27 protein-coding genes are annotated in these 18,828 nt (G+C 67.6%); all 27 read left to right on the top strand.

Going from position 1 to position 18,828, the window contains the following annotated elements; all coding sequences use genetic code 11:
• The first annotated feature begins 50 nt into the window (after positions 1–50).
• The 27 genes from ACP690_RS13625 to ACP690_RS13495 all read left to right on the top strand — a co-directional run bounded on the left by ACP690_RS13625 (position 51) and on the right by ACP690_RS13495 (position 18,746).
• Positions 51–719: a DUF7007 domain-containing protein gene (locus ACP690_RS13625; RefSeq protein ID WP_164523912.1), complete on the top strand. Its 669-nt coding sequence runs from the start codon at positions 51–53 to the stop codon at positions 717–719.
• A gap of 13 nt (positions 720–732) precedes the next feature.
• Entirely contained in the window at positions 733–1,287 is a 555-nt protein-coding gene (locus ACP690_RS13620) for a hypothetical protein (protein ID WP_024310653.1), read from the top strand.
• 16 nt (positions 1,288–1,303) lie between these two features.
• Positions 1,304–2,509 carry a helicase HerA domain-containing protein gene (locus ACP690_RS13615; RefSeq protein ID WP_010408937.1) on the top strand — a complete coding sequence of 402 codons (1,206 nt, stop codon included), beginning with the start codon at positions 1,304–1,306 and terminating at the stop codon, positions 2,507–2,509.
• Positions 2,506–3,780: a hypothetical protein gene (locus tag ACP690_RS13610; protein WP_024310654.1), complete on the top strand. Its 1,275-nt coding sequence runs from the start codon at positions 2,506–2,508 to the stop codon at positions 3,778–3,780. The genes ACP690_RS13615 and ACP690_RS13610 overlap by 4 nt, the downstream gene beginning before the upstream one ends.
• A complete protein-coding gene (locus ACP690_RS13605) occupies positions 3,777–3,962 on the top strand; it encodes a hypothetical protein (protein ID WP_024310655.1) in 186 nt (61 codons plus the stop codon). Before ACP690_RS13610 ends, ACP690_RS13605 begins: the two co-directional genes overlap by 4 nt.
• Positions 3,963–4,055: 93 nt before the next feature.
• The gene (locus ACP690_RS13600; RefSeq protein WP_426261448.1) at positions 4,056–5,753 is read left to right on the top strand and encodes an ATP-binding protein; all 1,698 of its coding nucleotides are present in this window, start codon (positions 4,056–4,058) and stop codon (positions 5,751–5,753) included.
• Between the two features lies 1 nt (position 5,754).
• Entirely contained in the window at positions 5,755–5,949 is a 195-nt protein-coding gene (locus ACP690_RS13595; protein ID WP_024310657.1) for a hypothetical protein, read from the top strand.
• Entirely contained in the window at positions 5,946–6,911 is a 966-nt protein-coding gene (locus tag ACP690_RS13590) for a hypothetical protein (protein ID WP_051163861.1), read from the top strand. Before ACP690_RS13595 ends, ACP690_RS13590 begins: the two co-directional genes overlap by 4 nt.
• Before the next feature lie 43 nt (positions 6,912–6,954).
• Positions 6,955–7,314, top strand: a complete 360-nt coding sequence (locus ACP690_RS13585; protein ID WP_024310659.1) for a DUF3768 domain-containing protein — start codon at positions 6,955–6,957, stop codon at positions 7,312–7,314.
• Between the two features lie 50 nt (positions 7,315–7,364).
• Positions 7,365–8,369, top strand: a complete 1,005-nt coding sequence (locus ACP690_RS13580) for a DUF7221 family queuine tRNA-ribosyltransferase-like protein (RefSeq protein ID WP_024310660.1) — start codon at positions 7,365–7,367, stop codon at positions 8,367–8,369.
• Between the two features lie 11 nt (positions 8,370–8,380).
• Entirely contained in the window at positions 8,381–9,187 is an 807-nt protein-coding gene (locus ACP690_RS13575) for a hypothetical protein (protein ID WP_010409084.1), read from the top strand.
• Between the two features lie 77 nt (positions 9,188–9,264).
• Positions 9,265–9,558 (top strand): hypothetical protein, encoded by a 294-nt coding sequence (locus ACP690_RS13570; RefSeq protein WP_024310661.1) that lies wholly within the window; start codon positions 9,265–9,267, stop codon positions 9,556–9,558.
• A 16-nt stretch (positions 9,559–9,574) separates the two neighbouring features.
• Positions 9,575–9,889 (top strand): hypothetical protein, encoded by a 315-nt coding sequence (locus tag ACP690_RS13565; RefSeq protein ID WP_024310662.1) that lies wholly within the window; start codon positions 9,575–9,577, stop codon positions 9,887–9,889.
• Between the two features lie 64 nt (positions 9,890–9,953).
• Positions 9,954–10,463: a hypothetical protein gene (locus tag ACP690_RS13560; RefSeq protein ID WP_016510259.1), complete on the top strand. Its 510-nt coding sequence runs from the start codon at positions 9,954–9,956 to the stop codon at positions 10,461–10,463.
• Between the two features lie 45 nt (positions 10,464–10,508).
• Positions 10,509–11,225, top strand: a complete 717-nt coding sequence (locus tag ACP690_RS13555; RefSeq protein WP_024310580.1) for a hypothetical protein — start codon at positions 10,509–10,511, stop codon at positions 11,223–11,225.
• A 6-nt stretch (positions 11,226–11,231) separates the two neighbouring features.
• Positions 11,232–12,353 carry a phosphoadenosine phosphosulfate reductase family protein gene (locus tag ACP690_RS13550; protein ID WP_024310581.1) on the top strand — a complete coding sequence of 374 codons (1,122 nt, stop codon included), beginning with the start codon at positions 11,232–11,234 and terminating at the stop codon, positions 12,351–12,353.
• A 24-nt stretch (positions 12,354–12,377) separates the two neighbouring features.
• A complete protein-coding gene (locus tag ACP690_RS13545) occupies positions 12,378–12,926 on the top strand; it encodes a hypothetical protein (protein ID WP_024310582.1) in 549 nt (182 codons plus the stop codon).
• A complete protein-coding gene (locus ACP690_RS13540; RefSeq protein WP_024310583.1) occupies positions 12,923–13,117 on the top strand; it encodes a hypothetical protein in 195 nt (64 codons plus the stop codon). The genes ACP690_RS13545 and ACP690_RS13540 overlap by 4 nt, the downstream gene beginning before the upstream one ends.
• Positions 13,118–13,189: 72 nt before the next feature.
• Positions 13,190–13,474: a hypothetical protein gene (locus tag ACP690_RS13535; protein WP_024310584.1), complete on the top strand. Its 285-nt coding sequence runs from the start codon at positions 13,190–13,192 to the stop codon at positions 13,472–13,474.
• A gap of 23 nt (positions 13,475–13,497) precedes the next feature.
• Positions 13,498–14,016, top strand: a complete 519-nt coding sequence (locus ACP690_RS13530) for a hypothetical protein (RefSeq protein WP_024310585.1) — start codon at positions 13,498–13,500, stop codon at positions 14,014–14,016.
• Between the two features lie 113 nt (positions 14,017–14,129).
• On the top strand, positions 14,130–14,657 hold the full coding sequence (locus ACP690_RS13525; protein WP_197419142.1) for a hypothetical protein: 528 nt from the start codon (positions 14,130–14,132) through the stop codon (positions 14,655–14,657).
• Positions 14,658–14,822: 165 nt separating this feature from the next.
• The gene (locus tag ACP690_RS13520) at positions 14,823–15,344 is read left to right on the top strand and encodes a DUF736 domain-containing protein (protein ID WP_037447324.1); all 522 of its coding nucleotides are present in this window, start codon (positions 14,823–14,825) and stop codon (positions 15,342–15,344) included.
• Between the two features lie 321 nt (positions 15,345–15,665).
• Complete coding sequence (locus ACP690_RS13515) at positions 15,666–16,124, top strand: hypothetical protein (protein WP_052192542.1); 459 nt, start codon at positions 15,666–15,668, stop codon at positions 16,122–16,124.
• Between the two features lie 187 nt (positions 16,125–16,311).
• The gene (locus ACP690_RS13510; protein ID WP_024310589.1) at positions 16,312–16,788 is read left to right on the top strand and encodes a DUF736 domain-containing protein; all 477 of its coding nucleotides are present in this window, start codon (positions 16,312–16,314) and stop codon (positions 16,786–16,788) included.
• A gap of 268 nt (positions 16,789–17,056) precedes the next feature.
• On the top strand, positions 17,057–17,323 hold the full coding sequence (locus tag ACP690_RS13505) for a type II toxin-antitoxin system Phd/YefM family antitoxin (RefSeq protein ID WP_010409116.1): 267 nt from the start codon (positions 17,057–17,059) through the stop codon (positions 17,321–17,323).
• Between the two features lie 136 nt (positions 17,324–17,459).
• Positions 17,460–17,717, top strand: coding sequence for a hypothetical protein (locus ACP690_RS13500; RefSeq protein WP_062126514.1), 258 nt, complete (start codon positions 17,460–17,462; stop codon positions 17,715–17,717).
• 690 nt (positions 17,718–18,407) lie between these two features.
• Positions 18,408–18,746, top strand: a complete 339-nt coding sequence (locus tag ACP690_RS13495; protein WP_010409121.1) for a single-stranded DNA-binding protein — start codon at positions 18,408–18,410, stop codon at positions 18,744–18,746.
• Positions 18,747–18,828: the final 82 nt, after the last annotated feature.

Here is an 18,828-nt window from a genome sequence, read left to right as displayed (position 1 = left end):
CGGTAGAGGAGGGGGAGGGATAGCTGTCAGATCCATGAGGGAGATGACAGATGACCCGGTTCAAGCCCAGCCCCCGACCCGACACGACCCCTTGGGACACGCCCGATCGCGCCGACCAGGTGCTGCCCGGCATCTGGCGCGTGTGGACGCCCAGCCATGGCGGCTATGTCCTGTCGGACGAACGCCAGTCCGCGATGCCCGACGCGCTGCGCCGCGACGATCCGTTTTATGAGGAAGACGTCGATTACGCGCTGGTACTCTACGCCTTCGGCAGCGAGTTTCGCCGCTTACCCATCCCCGGCATCGCGCTGCAGGTCGAGAACGCGCGCCGGTCGGTGCGCTGCTGGCATCCCGACCGCTGGACCGCGCTGACCGGCGAGGACGTGCCGGTCCACGACAGCCACGTCGTTCGCCGCCGCGCCGCCTATCAGGCGATCATCGGCCAGTATGAGAGTGTCTCGGCGTCGGGTTCCTGGGCGGACTGGGTGCCCGAGGGCAAGGTCGGCTGCGTCTTCCGCCGCGTTGTCAGCGTCGATGCGCTCGGCTTCGCGCGCCACGAGGGCGCGCCGATCCACGGTCTCGTCGACAAGGACCGTTACGAACGCCGCCAGATGCCCGAGACGTTCGAGAGCCTGGACGCGGTCCGCGTCGAGAGCACCGCACCGATCTCCAAGCAGGTCGACGCGAGCGCGCTCGCGCACCTCCTCCCCAGCGCCTGAAAGGACCGCCACGATGAGCGTCTATCTCTATCTGTTCCACGGCCGCGCCACGCCCGACGAGGACGTCGAAGACTGGGGCTGCGAAGGCCCCGCGATCGGACCGCTCGACTATATCCACACCACCTATGGCAGCGAGGTGAAGATCCGCGGCGCGAAGGCGGTCCTGGAAAAGTTCTTCCCGAATTCGGAAATCCATTTCCACGAGGGCTATGGCGAACACGCCATCCAGCTCGCCGGCGACTGTCTTCCGCACGACGGCAAATTCTACGGTGACTGGTCGATCTGCACCGAGGATCGCCTCCGTTTGCCCGCCGCCTCGCGGATCAAGCCGGTGTGCGACGAGTGCGGCAGCGACAACGTCACCAAGGACGCCGTCGCGGTGTGGGATGAGGCCGAACAGGCCTGGGTGCTGCTCAGCACCTACGATTCCACCACCTGCCAGACCTGCGAGCGCGAGAGCGACGACATGCTCGAATGGCGGACGCTCGACGGTGCGCCCGCTCCCGATCCCGACGCTCCCGCCGTCCCTACCAACGACCCGGCGCCGCCCGATGCCGATGCCGCCTGACCCGGAGGACCGCGCCATGACCTGTGTTACCCCGATCCGCGCGCCCGAGGCCGCGGACAATCGCGTACCGCTGGGCCATCATTCGACCGGCACGCTCAGCCTTGACCTCGATCGCCTGCTTGCCGGACGCCTGCTCATCCAGGGCAGCTCCGGGGCGGGCAAGAGCAGGACCTTGCGCCGGATCATCGAGGAGGCGTTCGACTATACGACGCTTGCGATCGTCGACCCCGAGGGGGAATTCGAGAACCTCGCCCGCCATATCGGCGCGACCACGATCCGCGCGGTCGAACTCACCGCCGACGGGCTGACGGCCGCGGCGACGCGCAGCCGGCGACATCGGCTGTCGATGCACATCGACCTCACCGACCTCGATCCCGACCAGCGGATCATCAAGGCAGCCGCGTTCTTTGCCGGCCTGGTCGGCGCACCGCGCGAGGACTGGGCGCATACCATGCTGGTGTGCATCGACGAGGGCCATCTGCTCGCACCGCATGTCGCCGGTTCCGCGCTCGATGCCGATGCCCGCCGGCTCGGCGTCGCCACCCTGACCGACCTGTGCGCGCGCGGCCGCAAGCGCGGTCTCGCCCCCGTCATCGCCACCCAGCGCCTCGCGAAGCTCTCCACCTCGGTCGTGTCCGAGCTGCAGAACGTGCTGGTCGGGCTCAACGTCTTCGACCGCGACATCGCGCGCGCGGCCGACCTGCTCGGCTTTCCCGCGCGTGACGCCGACCTGCTGCGCAACCTCGCCCCCGGCGATTTCTTCGCGATGGGTCCGGCGCTGTCGGCAACCCCGGTGCTGGCGCATATCGATCCCACCATCACCGAACATCTCGGCAAGACCCCGGAACTGCGTGCCGCCGCGTCCGTCGATGCCGACGAGGCGGCGAAGCTGCTCGATCTCGCGGGCCTGGCCGAGGTCGCGGACCACGGCCCCGCCATCGCCCTCAAGGGCACGCGCGCGCTCGACGCGTTCCTGCTCGATCCCGCTGCGACCGACGCGGCCGCGATCATGGACGCGCTGAAGCGCATCTCCCCCAACGCCAGCACCGCGCGCGACCTCGCACGGCACCTGTCGCTCGACGCCGAGCGCACCGACCGCGCGCTCAACCTCCTGTCGGCGATCGCCGCGGTCGACACCATGCCCAAGGGCGACGACCGCATCGCCCGCCTGCATGCACGGCTGCGCGCGCGGCTGAGCGACGTCGCCGTGGTGTCGCTGTGACCGACCTCGCGCCCGATATCGTCGAGCTGGTCGCGTGTCCGAAGCTGCCCGAGCCGTGCGGGCGCCTGCGCGAGATGCCGTTCCGGCACGATGCCTGGACCCCCGACGAGATCGCCACGGTCGAACGCATGTTCTGCGACGACGCCGCGATCGACGACATCGTCGCCGCGCTCGGTCGCGGCCGCGCCGGCGTGCGCGACAAGATCGCCAAACTGGGCCTGCGCCGCAATTCGTCGCGTCCGTGGTCGACCGACGAAGACGCATGGCTCACCCGCGAATATGGCCTTCGCCCCACGGCCGATCTCGCTGGAGATCTCGGCCGCGCCTGCACCAGCGTCTATGCCCGCGCGGGCGTGCTCGGGCTGACCGAAGGAAATCCTCCAAAATGGAGCGACTGGGAGGATGCCCAGCTGCGCGCCGGCTACGCGCAGGCGATCCCGATCGCACAGATCGCCACGCTGATCGGACGCCCGCTGTCCGGCACCGCGACCCGTGCCAACGCGCTCGGTTTGCGCCATCCCAACAAGCCCGCTGACTGGACCGAGGCCGAGGCGACGCGGGCGCTGACGCTGGCCGGGGAGGGGCTTCGTTATATCGCGATCATCGACATTCTCGCCACAGAGGGCTTTCCGCGCAGGACCAAGGCTGGCTTCGGGCCGCACCTGCGCAAGCTCGGCTATGGCCGGGGATGGGGCCGCAACTGGACCCCTGACGAAGACACACTGCTCATCCGCGCCTATGCCGACGGGGCAAGCCTGACCCCGCTCACGACCAGGCTCGGCCGCACGAAATGCTCTATCCGCTGGCGCGCCGACTATCTCGGGTTGCGCGGCACACATGCCAACCGCGACGGGTTCCGGGGCGGGCCGGTGTGGAGCGACAATGATCTGGAAAGGCTGCGCGACCTTTACGGCACGATGCCGATGGACGCCCTGGCGACGAAGATGGGTCGCACCAAGGCTTCGCTGTTCACGCGCGCGAACATCCTCGGCCTTGTCCACGGCTATCACCGGAAATGGACCGAAGAGGAGATCCGGGCGCTGCGCATCGCGCACGACTTCGGCGTCGCGCTGCCTGATGTTGCGGCAGCGATCGGCCGCAAATATCCAGCGGTCCACAAATATGCCGAAAAGCACGAGCTTCGCTTCTCGCGTCGCCCGCGCCGCGCAGCCCCCTGGACGCTCGCCGAAATTATCGCGCTCGATCCTTCGGGAACGGGCGTCACCGACCATGTTGCCATCCCCGGCACAATCGATGAGGAAAAGCCATGACGCCGCTTCGCCTCGCCCGCGATATCGCAACCGGCGCGCCGATCGACCGCGACACCCGGCGTGCCCGCCTCCTCGCGGCGCGGCGCTATGCGATCAACTCGGTCCCGCGTCGCGGTATCCTCAGCGGTCACTGGGACGCGGGCACCGTGGTCGGCGCGTTCCGCGACGGCAAGGCAGGCTGACCAGGGCTCGGCCCGATGCGCCGATGAAGGAGAGAGGGAGCGGGGAGGGAAGGCGTGACGGACGCCTGAGCCCTTTTCCAGGAGCGCACTCCCATGATTCCCGCCACCATCGCGACCGCGGTCGCCCCCGAGACGATCGCCAAGGTCACGCGCCTGTTCAACAATACCGCGTTCGACGTCATCTGCGAACTCCTCCAGAACGCGCGCCGCGCCGGTGCGACCGGCGTCGCGCTCGCGCTGAACGGCGCCGGCGCCGAGCACTTCCTGCACATCACCGATGACGGCCACGGCATCGCCGATCCGGTGAGCATCGTCACGCTCGGCCGCTCGGGCTGGTCCGACGAGACGCGCCGCGCCGAAGATCCCGCCGGCATGGGCGTGTTCAGCCTCGCAGGCCGCGACGTCATCATCCGCTCCTTCTCGAAACCCGACCGCCAGGGCTGGATGGCGCATATCCCGGCCTCGGCGTGGGAGACGAGCCGCCCGATCGCGATCGAACCCGATCCGATCATGCGCGGCACCGCGATCACCGTGCGCGTGCCCGACGAGTGGCTGAAGACGCTCGAGCGCGACGTGGCCCGCGCCGCCAAACATTATCCGGTTCCCGTGACCTGGAACGGCGCGGTCCTTCCGCAGGAGGACTGGCTGAAGGACGCGGTTCATCTCGAGGAATGGTACGGCGTGCGGATCGGCGTGTTTCAGAAACACCCCTCGCATTATTCCTCGCGCGACGGACGCCTGAACTTCCATGGGCTGACCATCCCGTGCGACCTTCCGCACGTCCAGGAGGTCGATCGGGGCGGACACTGGATCGCGCGGGTCGATATCTTCGACGCCCCCCAGATTCAGCTCGTCCTCCCGGCGCGCAAGGAAGTGGTCGAGAACACCGGCATCGCCGCCCTGCGCGACGCGGTCCGCCTCGCGATCTACCGCGCGATCGAGGCCGCGGGAACGCACCGGCTGTCGGCGCATGACTGGCGCGAGGCGCGCGCGCTCGGTATCGCACTACCCGAAGCCGAGCCCTATCTGTTCGCATGGACCGCCTATGCGGCCGACAGCTCGCGCAATTACGAGAGCGGCGCGCGCGTGACCGACACCGGCATGGTGCTGATGCCCGATTTCGACGCGCTCATCGGGCAACCCGCGCAGGCGGCGATCGCGAAGCATAATCCGTTCGGTGGTCCGCTGGTCGAGGCGCAGGACGCGTTCAAGGGCTATGGCTGGTACGATATCCTCGCCCGTGTCGAGGATCTGCGATTCCGCGTCACCCAGGGCGATCGCACGTTCATCGTTTCCGACAGCCGCGAGGCACCCGCCGAGGCGGACAGCGGTTGGGTCGAGGCGATCTCGCTCGAAGCGACGATGAGCCACGCTGGCGCGTTCATCGAGGTGTCGACCGGCGCCGATATCGCCTTCGCGCCCGACCAGTGGTCGTGCAACTCGGTCGACGAGACATCGGTGTTCGTCCGCCGGGGCAGCGAGGTCACCGCGCTCGGCGTCGCCGACATCCTCGAGAGCGCGATCTTTTACGCCAGCGACGACAGCGATGCCGACAGCTACGACACGCAGCTCGAACGCTTCCAGGCCGATGCGGCCGAACGGATCATCGGCCTGCTCGAAGGCGACGATGCCGCGCTTGAGAACCGCATTCGCGACAAGCTGGCGGGGCATTATTTCCTCGTCCCCGAGGACCGGACGGTCACCGTCGTCATCGATCGCGACAGGCTCGACGTGACGATAACGGCCCGCGCGGTGCCTGCCGCGCCCGAGGCCGCAGCGGAGGGCGCGTGACATGGCACGCTACAACCACGCCTATACGATCGCCTTCAGCCTCGTCTCGAACGACGACAAGGGCCACGACGTCGACGCACGCCAGCTGAAGGAGGCGCTGCTCGCACGGATCGAGAACCTCGACGAGGAAGGTAGCTGGGTCGAGTCTGCCGGTGCGCCCTATGACACCTATCTCGAACCAGAGGATGCACCATGACCGGCGCGGCAGTTCCGGTCGCGCCCCTGCCGCCGCCACCACCAGTGGTGCTGGCCTACGGCATCGGCGTCGACAGCACCGCGCTGCTGATCGAAAAGCACGCGCGCGGCGAAGCGCCCGACCTGGTGCTCACCGCCGATACCTCGGTCGAGAAACCGGCGACCTACGAATATCTCGACGTGATCCGGCCCTGGATGCGCGACCGCGGTATCCGTTTCGAGCTGGTCAGCTATGTCCCGAAGCGATTCAAGCACTGGCCGCCCTATTACGGCATCCTCGAGATGTGCCTGACCAACGCCACGCTGCCGAGCAAGTCGCTCGGCGGGTCGAGTTGCAGCCTCAAGTACAAGAAGGCGCCGCAGGACAAATTCCTGTCGACCTGGCAACCAGCGGTCGACGCATGGGCGCGCGGGCAGCGCGTCGTCCGCCTGATCGGCTATGACGCCGGTCCGCGCGACACCGCGCGCGCCAACCATGCGCTGTCGATCGACGATCCGCTGTACGACTGCCAATATCCCTTGCGCGAATGGCGATGGGACCGGCCCGACTGCGTCGCCCGCATCCAGGCCGAGGGTCTGCCGGTGCCCCCCAAATCGGCGTGCTGGCTGTGCATCGCCAATCATCCGGACGAAATCCGCGGCCTCCCGCAATGGTGCCTGCGGCTCATCGTGCTGGTCGAAGCACGCGCAGCCCCGCGGCTGCACACGGTCGAGGGCCTGTGGCGCAGATCGACCCGCGCGCGCCCCGGATCGATGACCGCCTTCATCCGCGACGAACACCTCCTGCCGGCCGACGAGATCGACCGCATCATCCGCGATGCGCCACTCGACCTCATACGGTTCCAGGACGTCGCGGCGGTCATCCCGCTCGGCGAGCGCCCGACGATGGGCGACTGGCTCGACCGCTTCCATGCGGCCTTTCCCGAACGAGGCCGGGGACAAAGCGACGCGCTCGCCGCCTGAAGTCCCCGCCACCATCGCTATCGACCCAACGGAGGATCGTCACATGATTTTGACCGCCACCGAAACGCGCCTCGAAGCCGTGGCCAGGCTCAACGACCGTTGCCGCCAGGGGTTCGACCGCACCGCGAAGATCGTCATGACCCGCGCGTGCCTCGGCGCGCTGTCGAACGGCTCGCTCGCCTCGGAAGCCGTCGCCCAGGCGCATGTCCTGCAGGCGCTGCGCCGCTACACTTTCCCCGCCGACTGTCCCGAACGCGATCGCGGCCAGTTCGAGCTGTCAGGCGAGACGATACACTTCCGTATCGATTATTATGACGTGGCGCTGGAATGGGGATCGGAAGACCCCGCCGACGCCAGCATCACGCGCCGTGTTCTCACGCTCATGCTGCGCGAGGATCTGTGATGCGTATTGTCGGAATGGCCGACAGCTATCAGCTAGCTGGCCGCTAGACGATGACGATCGAGATCATCCTCGGCCTGCCGCATCTCGCAAACGGGCCTATCCTTCAGCGCGCGGTCGCGCTGCAAGCACCGGTGCTGATCTCGGCCAATTGTCTGTCGCGCTGGCGCAAGGCCGATGGCTGGCGCGAGTGGTCGGGATGGCGCACCGGAACGCTCGCCAACGCGCGACCGCTCGCCAGCGTCGACCTCGATTCCGCCGGTTACACCATGATGGTCCGCTATGGCGGGCTTCCCTGGAGCATCGCCGATTACATGGCGCTCGCCGCGTCATGGCCGTTCCGACGCATCTCGTCGGTCGATTACTGCTGCGAAGAGGGCGTTGCCCACGACCGCGAGGAAGTGCTCGACCGCATCGCGCGCACCACCGCCACCAACCGAGAATGCTTTGCCCGCGCCGACGACTTGGCCATCCGCGACCGGCTGATGCCCGTGCTGCAGGGCCGCGTGCCCGACGACTACGTCCGTTCACTCGACGCGATCGGCGGTCTGATCCTACCCGGCACCGTCGTCGGCATCGGCAGCATGTGCCGGCGACCGATCCACGGTCCCGAAGGGCTGATCGCCGTCGTCGAGCGGCTGACCCGCATCCTGCCGATCGGCGTCAAGGCGCACCTCTTCGGGGTGAAAGGCGATGCCCTGCCGTACCTCACGCCGTTCGCACGCTGGATCGCCTCGATAGACAGCCAGGGATGGGGCGTAGGCGTGCGACAGCACGCGCTCAGGCATCGCATCGCCAAGACCGACGCGCTCGGCGCCGACTTCATGGAACGCTGGTATCGCACGCAATGCGCGCGAACGCTCGAAACACCGCGACACCTGCCCGAGGCCGCGGCGTCTACTCCACCGCCACCAACCGCCGACCCCTGGGAACGCGCGATCGCGCAGGCTCGCGCCGAGATCCGCGCCCTGATCGAGAGCGGCGACCTCGATCACGATGAGATCACCACCGGATGGATCGAGACCTGGGCGGCCGAGATCTACGCCGACGCGGCCTGACGGAGGTAACCATGCTCACCGACCGCTCCCAGCGCTGGCGCGACCGGCGCAGCTTGTTCGTTGCCGGCGACAGCGTGATCGACCCGCGCCGCTACGCCGTCGATGTCGTCGCCCATGATACTGCCCGCGCATTCCTCGCCGACCATCATTACCTCCCGCGCTATCCCGCCGCCCAGCTCGCCTGCGGGCTGTTCGGTCCGGGCGACCCGGGCAGATCCGCGTTGGTCGGTCTCATCGTGTTCGGCGTGCCGGCGACCGGCGCGGTCATCACCCGGCACACCGGCTATGCCGATCCCGCTCGGGGCTGCGTACTGCAACGGCTCATCTGCCTGCCCTCGGTCGCCGCGAACGGCGAAAGCTTCTTCACGTCGCGCGCCTTCCGCCTCCTGCGCCTCGCCAAGCCCCGGATCGACGCTGTCGTCAGCTTCTCCGATCCCGCCTTCGGCCATTGCGGCGTCGTCTATGCCGCGCTGTCGGGCGCCTATCGCGGCCGCACGAGGCCGCGGACGGTGCTGCGCATCGCCGGCGAGACGATCTCGGAGAGAACGCTGTCGAAGATCCGCAACCTCGAATCCGGCCATGCCGGGGCGATCGACCAGCTGGTGCGGCTCGGTGCGCCGAGGCCGGAGGCGCACGAACACCCCGCCGACTGGCTCGCGCGGCTCCGTGCCGACAATCTGCTCCGCCCGCACCGGCAAAGCCCGCTGTTCACCTATTGCTTCGAGCTGACGCGCGACGCCCGGCGCACCGCGCGCGATCTGCCCCGGCTTGCCTATCCGCGCCGGAGCGACGCGATCCGCGAAATCCTCGCGGCATGATCCCCGCGCCAGCGGCGCGAGGGAAGGGGAGCGGGAGCGGGCGGCATGTCACCGACATGCCGGAAGGAGCACCGCCCGTGGATATCCATCTCGCCATCGCCAGCGTCCAGGCCGACGCTGCCCGCATCGCGCGCTACACCGATCGACGCGACCGTTTCCTCGATGCGCTGGACTGGTCCGCGCTCGACGAACAGACCGCGCGCGAGGCCGCGATGCTCGACGATCTGCTCGCCGGCGATCTCGCCGACGCCGCGCTCTACATCCTCTGGCTGGAAGAACGCCTCGCCAGCGGCGAAACCGATGTTCCAGGCGTTCTTCGCTTCTACCCGCACCCGCGCCCCTGGCACGCCGAGTGGATCTCGCTGCACTGACCCTGAAAGGATCGCCATGAGCCGCCACCAGTTTCCCGGCATCGAACCCGGCACCAGCGTCAGCATCGGATGGGATCGCCCGCTCGCCACGTTCTTCGTGCAGGTCCTGCGCCCGCACCCCCATCTCGAGGGCGAGGACGAAACCGTCGCATGGCATGGCGCACACCCCGGCGAGCTGACCACAGCGGCCGCGGCCGTCACGATCGCGTCGCGCTGGGCCGATCTTCCCTCCGATCTCGCGATCACGCTCGAGACCGACCGGCTGATGACCCTCGGCCAGTCCGATGGCGAGGCGCAGATCGCCATCAAACGCCGCTTCTTCGGCGACTGAACACCCGACAAGAAAGGGGAGGGGGATGGGGCGCGTCGATCAATGACGATCGACGGAGAGCCCCATGCCTTATTTCATCGATCTCGGTGCCGGTCCCGCCGAGGAAGACTGCGCGCAACTCGGGCAGTCGCCCGACTTCGACAGCCTCAACCGCCTCGAAATCGCGGTCTACAAGTCCGCGCTGATCGCACGCTACGGCCCGCCACCCCCGGGATGCCGCCTCGCCGGTCTCTCCAACGCCCACGACTTCGGACGCTATGTCGAACTCGTCCTCCACATCGAGAACGAGCTCGACGAGGCCGTCGCCGACTATGCGACGCGCGTCGAGGAGGGGCTCGCCACCTGGCGCGAGGCGGGCTTCACCGCGCCGGTCGAGTATAACGGCGGGACGCCTACCATCGTCCATGCCGATCCGGCCGATGCCGTCATCAGCGCGCTGCTGATTACCCGGCCCGGGCCGAACGGTGTTTTCCCGATCCCGGATTTTGCGTTCCTGCACGGCAATCTCACCCAGGCTTACCCCGCCGAGGCCGCGGCCGCGCTGGCGCGTCTCGGCGAGGCCGCAGACGCCTGAGCGCGACCGCGTGCCACCATTTTCCCACCATTTCGGAGCAATCCCATGGCGAATACCTACACCAAGGCCGCGTTCACCCTGACGGTAACGATCGAGGAAGCGGCCATGCTGCGCGCCGCCGAACAGGCGGTAGATATCCTCGACAGCAACGGTGACGACGCCGATCTCGCGCTCGGCTATGACAGCCTCGGCACGCGCTTCCACAGCCTGTTCCCGCCCAAGGGTGCGAGCCGGTTCGAAAACTTCCTAGCGCTGTTCGATGACTGGATTTTCCCGTACCTCGACTGCCGGATCGACATCACCGAGCCGGACGACGCGGGCAATTGCCGCGCCACCTTCTGGGGCGATCAATTCGGCATCGAGCCGGTCGCCGGCCTGATCCGGATCGTCTGCAAGTCCGCGCTTCCCTGCGGGTTCGCATGGATCTCCGACTGCGACAGGATGCGCCCCGGCGAGTTCGGGGGCGGCTGCGTCCTCATCACCGAGGCGGGGCTGACATTCCACAGCACCCAGAACATCCTCGATCGCGCCGCGCGCAGCGCCGCAGCCGATCCCGACACCCATGGTCACGAGGGTCGCTTCGGTTTCGTGCTCGCCTCGCGCGACCAGAACGGCCACGCCGTCTTCTGGAACAACGACGACGGCTTCGGGGCGCTCGCCAGCGCAACCGTGTTCTCGGAAGCCGAGGCGCGCGCGCACGACCCGGTCATCGCCAGCGACGAACCCGAGTGGCTGGCGCTGCCGGCACCGCTCGCGGCCTGACGGCCCATGTTCATCGACATCGGACGCGGCCTGGTCGCCGGCCTTCCGGCCATCGCCCTGCCGCCCGCCATCCTCGACGCGGTCGAACGCGGCGCGTGGATCGTCTTCAACCTCTCGGGCGGCAAGGACAGCTCGGCCGCGATGTTCGCGGTCAATCTGATCCTCGATGCGCTCGGCCACCCGCGCGAACGCCGCATCGCCATCCACGCCGATCTCGGCCGCGCCGAGTGGGACGAAACGCCCGCCACGGTCGAGGATCTCGCGACCCGCGCCGGCGTGCCGCTGACGATCGTCCGGCGCAACGCCGGCGACCTGTTCGACCGCTGGGCCACGCGCTTTGCCAACGGCAAGGCGCGCTACGAGGCACTCGAAACCTATAATCTGATCGGTCCCTGGTCATCCTCGGCGCTGCGCTTCTGCACCTCAGAGATGAAGGCCCATGTCATCGGGCCGCACCTCGCCAGACTGCTGCGCGGCCAGACTATCATCAACGTGCTGGGACTGCGCCGCGACGAGAGCATCGCTCGGTCACGCACACCCGAATGGAAAGCAGACGCGCGCTACGCCGCTGCCGGCAATCCCCACGGCACCGCGATGATGCTGTGGAACCCGATCGCGCACTGGACGACACCACAGGTCTTCGCCGCGCACGATACGCTCGGCATCCCGCTGCACGTCGCCTACACCTGTTACCAGTCGTCGCGACTGTCGTGCCGCTTCTGCGTCCTCCAGTCGCTCGGCGACGCCCAGGCATCGGCTTCGGCACCGGCAAATCGTCCCGCGCTGCTTCACCTGGTCGACCTCGAGGCGACCTCGACCTTCTCGTTCCAGCCCGCGCGCTGGCTCGCCGACGTCGCACCGCGCCACATACCAGGTAATTTGAGGAACCGGATTACCGTTGCCAAGGCCGATGCGGCCGAACGGCGACGGCTCGAAAGCGCGATGCCGCCCGACCTTCGCTACGTCAGAGGCTGGCCACCGCGCGTCCCCACCATCGAGGAGGCCGGTGTCGTCGCCGCTTCGCGCGCGCCGATCCTCGCTCGGCACGGTCTCGCCAACCTCTATCCCGATGCCTGCGCGGTCCGTGACCGCTTCGCCGACCTCATCACGGTCAAACGCGCCGCCTGATCCCCATCATCAAGGAGTCCCGACATGGCCGATATCACCGATCTCCCCGTCATGACGCGCGACGACGCGATCGCCGCGGGCTTCGCCGGTTACAACGACGTGCCGCACAAGCCGATCGACGTGCCTGACGGCGCGTTCACGATCACGGCGAAGACCAGCGAGGGTCGCCGCGTGACCTTCTGCTTTCTCGAAAAGACTTATGGTGGCCCGCCGCGTTTCATCGACATCCAGTTCCACGATCGCGGCACCACGATCCCCAATGCCGATAACGGGGTATCACCCACCTTCAACGCGTTCGCGATCACGCGTGGCGGCAGGTTCGTCGCCGACAGTCGCCCGCTCGACGAGGACATCAAGCCCTCGATCCTCGTGCTCATGCTCGACAAGGCTGGGGAAGAACCCGCGCGATCCGCGACCAAACCGGCGCCGATGTCGGACACCGACCTCGCGGCTCTGCTGACCCGCGCGGCCGAAGTCGTGGCTGCGCCCGACAGCCGGATCGCCTCGCATCGCAACGCCCTTGCCGGACAGCTCACGGCCGAGGCCGCGGTCAGGCGGGCGCGGCCGTCATGACCGCGCCCTCGCGCAGCGACGGCATGCACGTCGCCCATACCGCAACGGGGTGGGTCGTGTTCGACAACAGCCTTTCGCACCCCTCGCGCCTCTCGGGCGCCTATCCGTCGCGCGCCGCGGCGACCGCCCGCAAGCGGGCGCTCGCGCGTGCGCTGCGCCACCAGCGTCCCGACGACGCACCGGACGTCTGAGGAAGGGGAAGGCGGACCGGCTGTTGTGAACCGGGAGGATCATCCGACCCGGTGACAACCGGAGTTAACCCAATGCGCAGCATCCTCGCCTTCTACGAAATCGACCGTGAGTGGGGTGGCCCCGAGGAGGGGGGCTGGTGGTACGATACCGGCACCTTCGTCCGCGTGATCGCCCTCCATTACCATGACAAGGCCGCGGTCGCGGCGATGCGCCGCGCCAATCGCCTGCTCGACCGCCTGCAGCGGCATCGCCCGCCGGTGGATTCGGCCGCCTACACCGGCGGACGCTTCCGCGCCTTCAGCTTCTCCGGCCTCCCGCCCGCGCGGTTTCCCGCACGTCGCCCGGAATATTCCTGATCCCAGCGAGAAAGGACCAGCGCATGTACCGCGTCCATTATTTCGACACCAGCGAAGCCGCGCATGACGCCTGTCTCGATGACGGTCCCTGCATCGAGGAAGGCGACGTTCTCGCCATCCTGTCGGAGGGCGTCATCGGTCTCGCCTCGACCGATCCGATCGCCGTCACCCTCGACCCCGGCGCACTGCGCATCGTCCGCCCGATGGCGATGGACGTGCTGCTAGCAGAACTCGTCCACGGCGCCTCCCAGATCCGCCGCGCGGTCGCGACCGCCCTCCTGCACCATTTGCCCGTGCAGCCCCATTTCCTCGCCTTCGTCGCGCCGGCGCTGCCCTATCCCTATCCGCAGACCGTCGTCGCGCTCTCGTTCGACGACATCATGCTGACGATCGACGCGATCGACCACCGCATCAAGACGCTCGAAAACCGGTTGGGCTCACTCGAATCCGACAGCGCGCACGCCTTCTTCCTGCAACGCTCGATCGATCACCTGTCGAGCGCCAGGAAGCGCCTCATGCGACATCCACGACCGCCTCGCTGAACGACACGGCATCGCCCCGCGACGATGCCGGCACCGGCTGCGCCGGAAGGAGAGAGGGACCGGATCGGCATCCTGGACATGGGGTCCGGGCATTTTGCCGAAAGGTCACGATCATGTGCATCGATCCCAACGCCGAGCCCGTCGCCTTCGCGCTCGACACCAAACTCTGCCACCTCCTGCCGACGCTGACCGAGCCGCACCGCGAAGCCATCGCCCAGGACCTCGCGCGCACCGCCATCTTCATGGCGACCGCAATGGCGGCCGACATGGCGCAGGACGCCGTGAACGGCCTCGTGCCGATCCCGAAGATGCCGTCGCTCGGCAAGCCGCCCGCACCCGCGCTGGTCCCACAGGCGCAAACGCCGCGCGATACCGTGCTGCTGACCCCCGCGGTCGCGCCCGTCGTCACGATCAAGGCCAAAACGACCGACGTCACCGTCGCCGGCTTAGACCAGCGTCACGGCTACACCTTCGGGATCGACAACAAATCCGACCGGCTGATCGACATCCGCCACGCCGGCAAATGCTGGTGCATCGATCCGAGCGACGAGGCGACCGACGTCGTCAGCCGCGCGATCGGCGCGCTCGCCGCGGCACACGCCGATATCGGCACCGCCCTGACCGACAAGATCGGCCGATGATCGGCAGGCCCGGTCCGCGTCCCGCACGATCCACCGTCCGCGTGAAGACGCGGTCGGTGAGGGGCGCTCATCGCGCCCTGCCCGGCCGAAGGGCCGGGGAGGGGAGGAGGATTGAAGATCGGTGTCGAGGACATTGGGTCCAGCACGACATCAGGAGACGTTACGATGAACATCGGTCAGATCAAGCAGAACGACGCGGGCATTTTCATGGGCCGCATTTCCACACTCGCCGTCGCGATGACGATCGCACTGAAGCCCGTCCAGTCGTCCAACCCGCGCGCGCCGCGCTACGAGATCCACGCGCTCACCCCGGGCCGGACGTGGGTGCAGGTCGGGGCGTTCTTCGAACTCACCTCGAACAACACCGGCGAGGCGTTCCTCAACGGTCGCATCGACGATCCGTCGCTCGCCGCGCCGCTGCAGGTCTCGGCCTTCCGCCAGGACGACGGCTCGTACAACGTCGTCTGGCAGCGCGCCCAGAAGCGCCGCGACGTCGGTGCCGCGCTCGGCGTCAAGGCGGATGACGATCTGTCGCCGCCGTTCGGCGCCGATGGCGGCCCGGTCGACAACGGTCCCGGCCCCGATGCGGCCGCCACCGACACCGGACTGGGCGAAACCACCGCCCCGGTCGAGGAGCCGGTCGGCAAGGGCCGCGGTCGCCGCCAGCGCGTCGCCGAGGACGCCTGATCCACCCCCGGTGCCGTGCACTCCCTCACGGCACCGCATGGCGCACGGGCGCGCCCCCTTTCGCTCCCGCACGCCGAAACTCGGGGCGACGCCGGCACACGGCGTCGCCCTTTTTTTGCTTCATCGGCTCCAGTCCCGATTCAACACCGTATCGGATCGATAATTTAGCTATTCCTTCGCTTTATCGCCGTATAAGCACAGGATATCGCAGTTCGAACCTGGGCCACGCTCAAGGGAAGGGGGTGATGAATGGATAGCCGGGCGAATGGTGATGACACCGCTCGCGGGACCGGCACGTCCACTTCATCACGAGGTCCCGACATGGCCGACCGCGTTTCCGTCTCCATTACGATCGGGGGGAAACTTCCCGCCGATCGACTGCCCGAACTGTACAAACTCGCCGATTTCTACGGCCTCTCGACCGAATGGGGGGGAGAACCGCTTGAATCCGTTACATCCGGCGAACCCCTGCGCCTCCATGCTCACGAGGTCCAGAACGGCAATATCGAGGATATCGAGGACTTCTGCTGCACCAACGACCTTCCGTTCAGGACGTGGTCGGGAGGCTCGCCCGGGTCGTTCTCGCCCGAGGTTCGGGTCTGGCCAGGTCATGGTCCGCGCGCGATATTCTCGGCCGACGACAACGAAAGCGTCGTGCTGACGCTTCAGGAATACAATGCTCTAGGTGACCTCGCCGCGATCGGTGAGCACTTCCGGTTGGGTGGCTTCAAACCGCCTGCGCTCTCCATCGTCCCGGGAAAGCCTGAGACCGATAGCTAACAGCGCCATCGGCACATCCTCCTGACCTAGCCCGATCCGCGTCCCGCACGCACCACCGTCCGCGTGAAGAACGCGGTCGGTGAGGGGCGCTCATCGCGCCCTGCCCGGCCGAAGGGCCGGGGAGGGGAGGAGGATTGAAGATCGGTGTCGAGGACATGGGGTCCAGCACGACATCAGGAGACACGTCATGAACATCGGTCAGATCAAGCAGAACGACGCGGGCATCTTCATGGGCCGCATTTCCACCCTCGCGGTCGCGATGACGATCGCGCTGAAGCCGGTCCAGTCGTCCAATCCGCGCGCCCCGCGCTACGAGATCCATGCGCTCACCCCGGGCCGGACGTGGGTGCAGGTCGGCGCGTTCTTTGAACTCACCTCCAACAACACCGGCGAGGCGTTCCTCAACGGCCGCATCGACGATCCGTCGCTCGCCGCGCCGCTCCAGGTCTCGGCCTTCCGCCAGGACGACGGCTCGTACAACGTCGTGTGGCAGCGCGCCCAGAAGCGCCGCGACGTCGGTGCCGCGCTCGGGGTCAAGGCGGACGATGGCGAACCCGCGCTGCCTTTCACCGCCGATGGCCGTGACGTGGCGACCTCGGGCGCAGGCGATGACACCGGAGACGGGCTGGGTGCCAGCACCGCGCCGGTCGACGAGAGGGTCTGACCGGCATCGGGCGGCGCTGACGCGTCGCCCGTATCGCCACCTCGACGGGGATCGCTTCATCGCCGAAGCGGTCCCTGTTGCCGTTAGTGCCTGTTGCAGCCGCGCGGTCCGTGGTGTACGGATTGTCTTCCGTTTTACGGAAGATACGGATTCCCATGTAACAGAAAGATGGCCGTTACAACATTGGCAGGACCAGATGAGGGTCCCATCCTGGAGGGACGCAGGGCTTAATCGATCCCCGGCCGCGTAACGAAAGATGAGGGAAACCATGACCCCTACAATCGAAAAGGCCAGATCGACCGACGTGTCGAAGCGGTTCGGCTTCTATTACGACGAGGCGATGACGCATCCGATCGCGATCGAGCGCAACGGCGCTGCCCGCGTGGTCATGCTACCCGCCTCCGAGTTCGAACGCTTGTCCCGCCTCGATCACCTCGCGCTCTCGCCGCAGGAGTTGAGCGATGAAGCCATCCACGCCATCAGGACCGCGACGCCCAGCGCCGGGTCCGTCCAGAACGATCAGTACGTCGATTGAACCGCAAGCCGGTGACCTGATCTGGTATTTCTACCTCTGGCGGCATGAACATAACCGGGGCGACGAGGACGGCTCGAAACTCCGCCCCTGCATGGTGGTTGGCAGCTATCGCTCAGCCGGAAGGCTCCGTGTCCTGATGGTGCCACTGACGACGCGCGATTATTCACCGGCTGCATCCATCCCTCTGCCGCCGCGATTCATTGAGGCCTTCGGCCTCGATGACCGATCACGCATCGTGTGGGACGACGTGAACGATTTCGCATGGGTCGGACCCGACGTTCGCGCCGGTAACGACGGTAGCACCATCATCGCCGAGGTGCCGAGCCGCATCGTACAACGTGTCGCGGCGCTGATCGTCGAGCATCGGATCACCCCCACCCGGCGAACCGAGTAGGCGATCGATCCTCGCCAACCCGAAGGGCGGCGCCCGCAGACACAGCCCGGTTCGCTGGCCGAGTGGAAAGATCATCACGATCGGCGATGATCCCGCAGCCGGGCGGCGCGTAAAGCCGTCGCTGTTCTGCCAGCGGGTATCGGCAGGCGTTTGCCCCCTATGGCGATGAGGACGCCCAGGTCCGATGCGGTTGCCGGCGATCGCCCTGGCGAGGGTCGGCCGTCGGGCGACCTTGCGGCATCCGGTCTCCTTGCCGGTGCGTCGTCGCCCGGGCGCGGCCGTCCTTGTCGAGCTTCGGAGCGGCACCACGTCGGTCAGCGAGCGACGCTGGCGGCACGCCTGCCTTCGCGCCGGGTCGTTCGGGGGTACGGGTCAGGCGACCGACATGAGCGGTTCACGAGGTTTGTCCATGGCAATGCCTGCGGGAACCTTGGGCTGATCGACGGCCCATCCGCCGTTTCGTGTCACCTGCGCCGCGCCCCGGGGCCTCGCAACCCCTTTGGCAGGGCCGTGTTGCCGCGCTTCGCGCGGCTGCCCGCACCACCCCTGCAAAAGGGGTTCCCCTCCGGTCGACCAGGCCCGCCGCCTGCGCGCCGGCCCAGCTCGCCCTCCGGTGCGACGCCCCGAACCGCGACGCCCTTCAGGTGACACCGGCGGACGGACCGCCGACCAACCCAAGGAGGCAATGCCATGAACAACGTGAACCTCGTCGGCCGCCTGACCCGCACCCCCGAACTGCGCGAAGTCAATCGCGCCACCAGCGTCGCGACCATCTTCGTGGCGACCGATCGCCCGAAGCTCAACAAGGACGGCCACACCTACAAAGGCGACGACGGCTTCACCGTCAAGGAGACCGAATACCACAAGGTCACCTGCTTCAACGGCCTCGCCAAGGCGATCGCCGGCAACCGCAAGAAGGGCGACCTCATCGCCATCGAGGGACGCCTGCACTACACCCGCTGGCAGGACAGCGACGGCAACGACCGCTACGGCTGCGAGATCATCGCCGATCGCGCCGAGTTCTACTGACCGGCCAGCGAACCGGGCGGCGTCTGCGGGCGTCGCCCTTCGCGCATGCTTCATCATCGCCCGCGCAGGACGCCTCGCCCAC

The sequence above is a fragment of the Sphingomonas sp. DC4900 genome (assembly GCF_049896485.1).
In the GTDB taxonomy this organism is placed as follows: domain Bacteria; phylum Pseudomonadota; class Alphaproteobacteria; order Sphingomonadales; family Sphingomonadaceae; genus Sphingomonas; species Sphingomonas aquatilis.
Note: the sequence above shows the minus strand (reverse complement) of the source record. Positions and strands in the feature narration are given on the sequence as shown.

Bases quoted from the DNA above. Each gene is read 5' to 3' on its own strand.
- ACP690_RS13625 (WP_164523912.1), top strand. From the start codon at position 51: ATGACCCGGTTCAAGCCCAGCCCCCGACCCGACACGACCCCTTGGGAC.
- ACP690_RS13620 (WP_024310653.1), top strand. From the start codon at position 733: ATGAGCGTCTATCTCTATCTGTTCCACGGCCGCGCCACGCCCGACGAG.
- ACP690_RS13615 (WP_010408937.1), top strand. From the start codon at position 1,304: ATGACCTGTGTTACCCCGATCCGCGCGCCCGAGGCCGCGGACAATCGC.
- ACP690_RS13605 (WP_024310655.1), top strand. From the start codon at position 3,777: ATGACGCCGCTTCGCCTCGCCCGCGATATCGCAACCGGCGCGCCGATC.
- ACP690_RS13600 (WP_426261448.1), top strand. From the start codon at position 4,056: ATGATTCCCGCCACCATCGCGACCGCGGTCGCCCCCGAGACGATCGCC.
- ACP690_RS13595 (WP_024310657.1), top strand. From the start codon at position 5,755: ATGGCACGCTACAACCACGCCTATACGATCGCCTTCAGCCTCGTCTCG.
- ACP690_RS13590 (WP_051163861.1), top strand. From the start codon at position 5,946: ATGACCGGCGCGGCAGTTCCGGTCGCGCCCCTGCCGCCGCCACCACCA.
- ACP690_RS13585 (WP_024310659.1), top strand. From the start codon at position 6,955: ATGATTTTGACCGCCACCGAAACGCGCCTCGAAGCCGTGGCCAGGCTC.
- ACP690_RS13580 (WP_024310660.1), top strand. From the start codon at position 7,365: ATGACGATCGAGATCATCCTCGGCCTGCCGCATCTCGCAAACGGGCCT.
- ACP690_RS13575 (WP_010409084.1), top strand. From the start codon at position 8,381: ATGCTCACCGACCGCTCCCAGCGCTGGCGCGACCGGCGCAGCTTGTTC.
- ACP690_RS13565 (WP_024310662.1), top strand. From the start codon at position 9,575: ATGAGCCGCCACCAGTTTCCCGGCATCGAACCCGGCACCAGCGTCAGC.
- ACP690_RS13560 (WP_016510259.1), top strand. From the start codon at position 9,954: ATGCCTTATTTCATCGATCTCGGTGCCGGTCCCGCCGAGGAAGACTGC.
- ACP690_RS13555 (WP_024310580.1), top strand. From the start codon at position 10,509: ATGGCGAATACCTACACCAAGGCCGCGTTCACCCTGACGGTAACGATC.
- ACP690_RS13550 (WP_024310581.1), top strand. From the start codon at position 11,232: ATGTTCATCGACATCGGACGCGGCCTGGTCGCCGGCCTTCCGGCCATC.
- ACP690_RS13545 (WP_024310582.1), top strand. From the start codon at position 12,378: ATGGCCGATATCACCGATCTCCCCGTCATGACGCGCGACGACGCGATC.
- ACP690_RS13540 (WP_024310583.1), top strand. From the start codon at position 12,923: ATGACCGCGCCCTCGCGCAGCGACGGCATGCACGTCGCCCATACCGCA.
- ACP690_RS13535 (WP_024310584.1), top strand. From the start codon at position 13,190: ATGCGCAGCATCCTCGCCTTCTACGAAATCGACCGTGAGTGGGGTGGC.
- ACP690_RS13530 (WP_024310585.1), top strand. From the start codon at position 13,498: ATGTACCGCGTCCATTATTTCGACACCAGCGAAGCCGCGCATGACGCC.
- ACP690_RS13525 (WP_197419142.1), top strand. From the start codon at position 14,130: ATGTGCATCGATCCCAACGCCGAGCCCGTCGCCTTCGCGCTCGACACC.
- ACP690_RS13520 (WP_037447324.1), top strand. From the start codon at position 14,823: ATGAACATCGGTCAGATCAAGCAGAACGACGCGGGCATTTTCATGGGC.
- ACP690_RS13515 (WP_052192542.1), top strand. From the start codon at position 15,666: ATGGCCGACCGCGTTTCCGTCTCCATTACGATCGGGGGGAAACTTCCC.
- ACP690_RS13510 (WP_024310589.1), top strand. From the start codon at position 16,312: ATGAACATCGGTCAGATCAAGCAGAACGACGCGGGCATCTTCATGGGC.
- ACP690_RS13505 (WP_010409116.1), top strand. From the start codon at position 17,057: ATGACCCCTACAATCGAAAAGGCCAGATCGACCGACGTGTCGAAGCGG.
- ACP690_RS13500 (WP_062126514.1), top strand. From the start codon at position 17,460: ATGGTGCCACTGACGACGCGCGATTATTCACCGGCTGCATCCATCCCT.
- ACP690_RS13495 (WP_010409121.1), top strand. From the start codon at position 18,408: ATGAACAACGTGAACCTCGTCGGCCGCCTGACCCGCACCCCCGAACTG.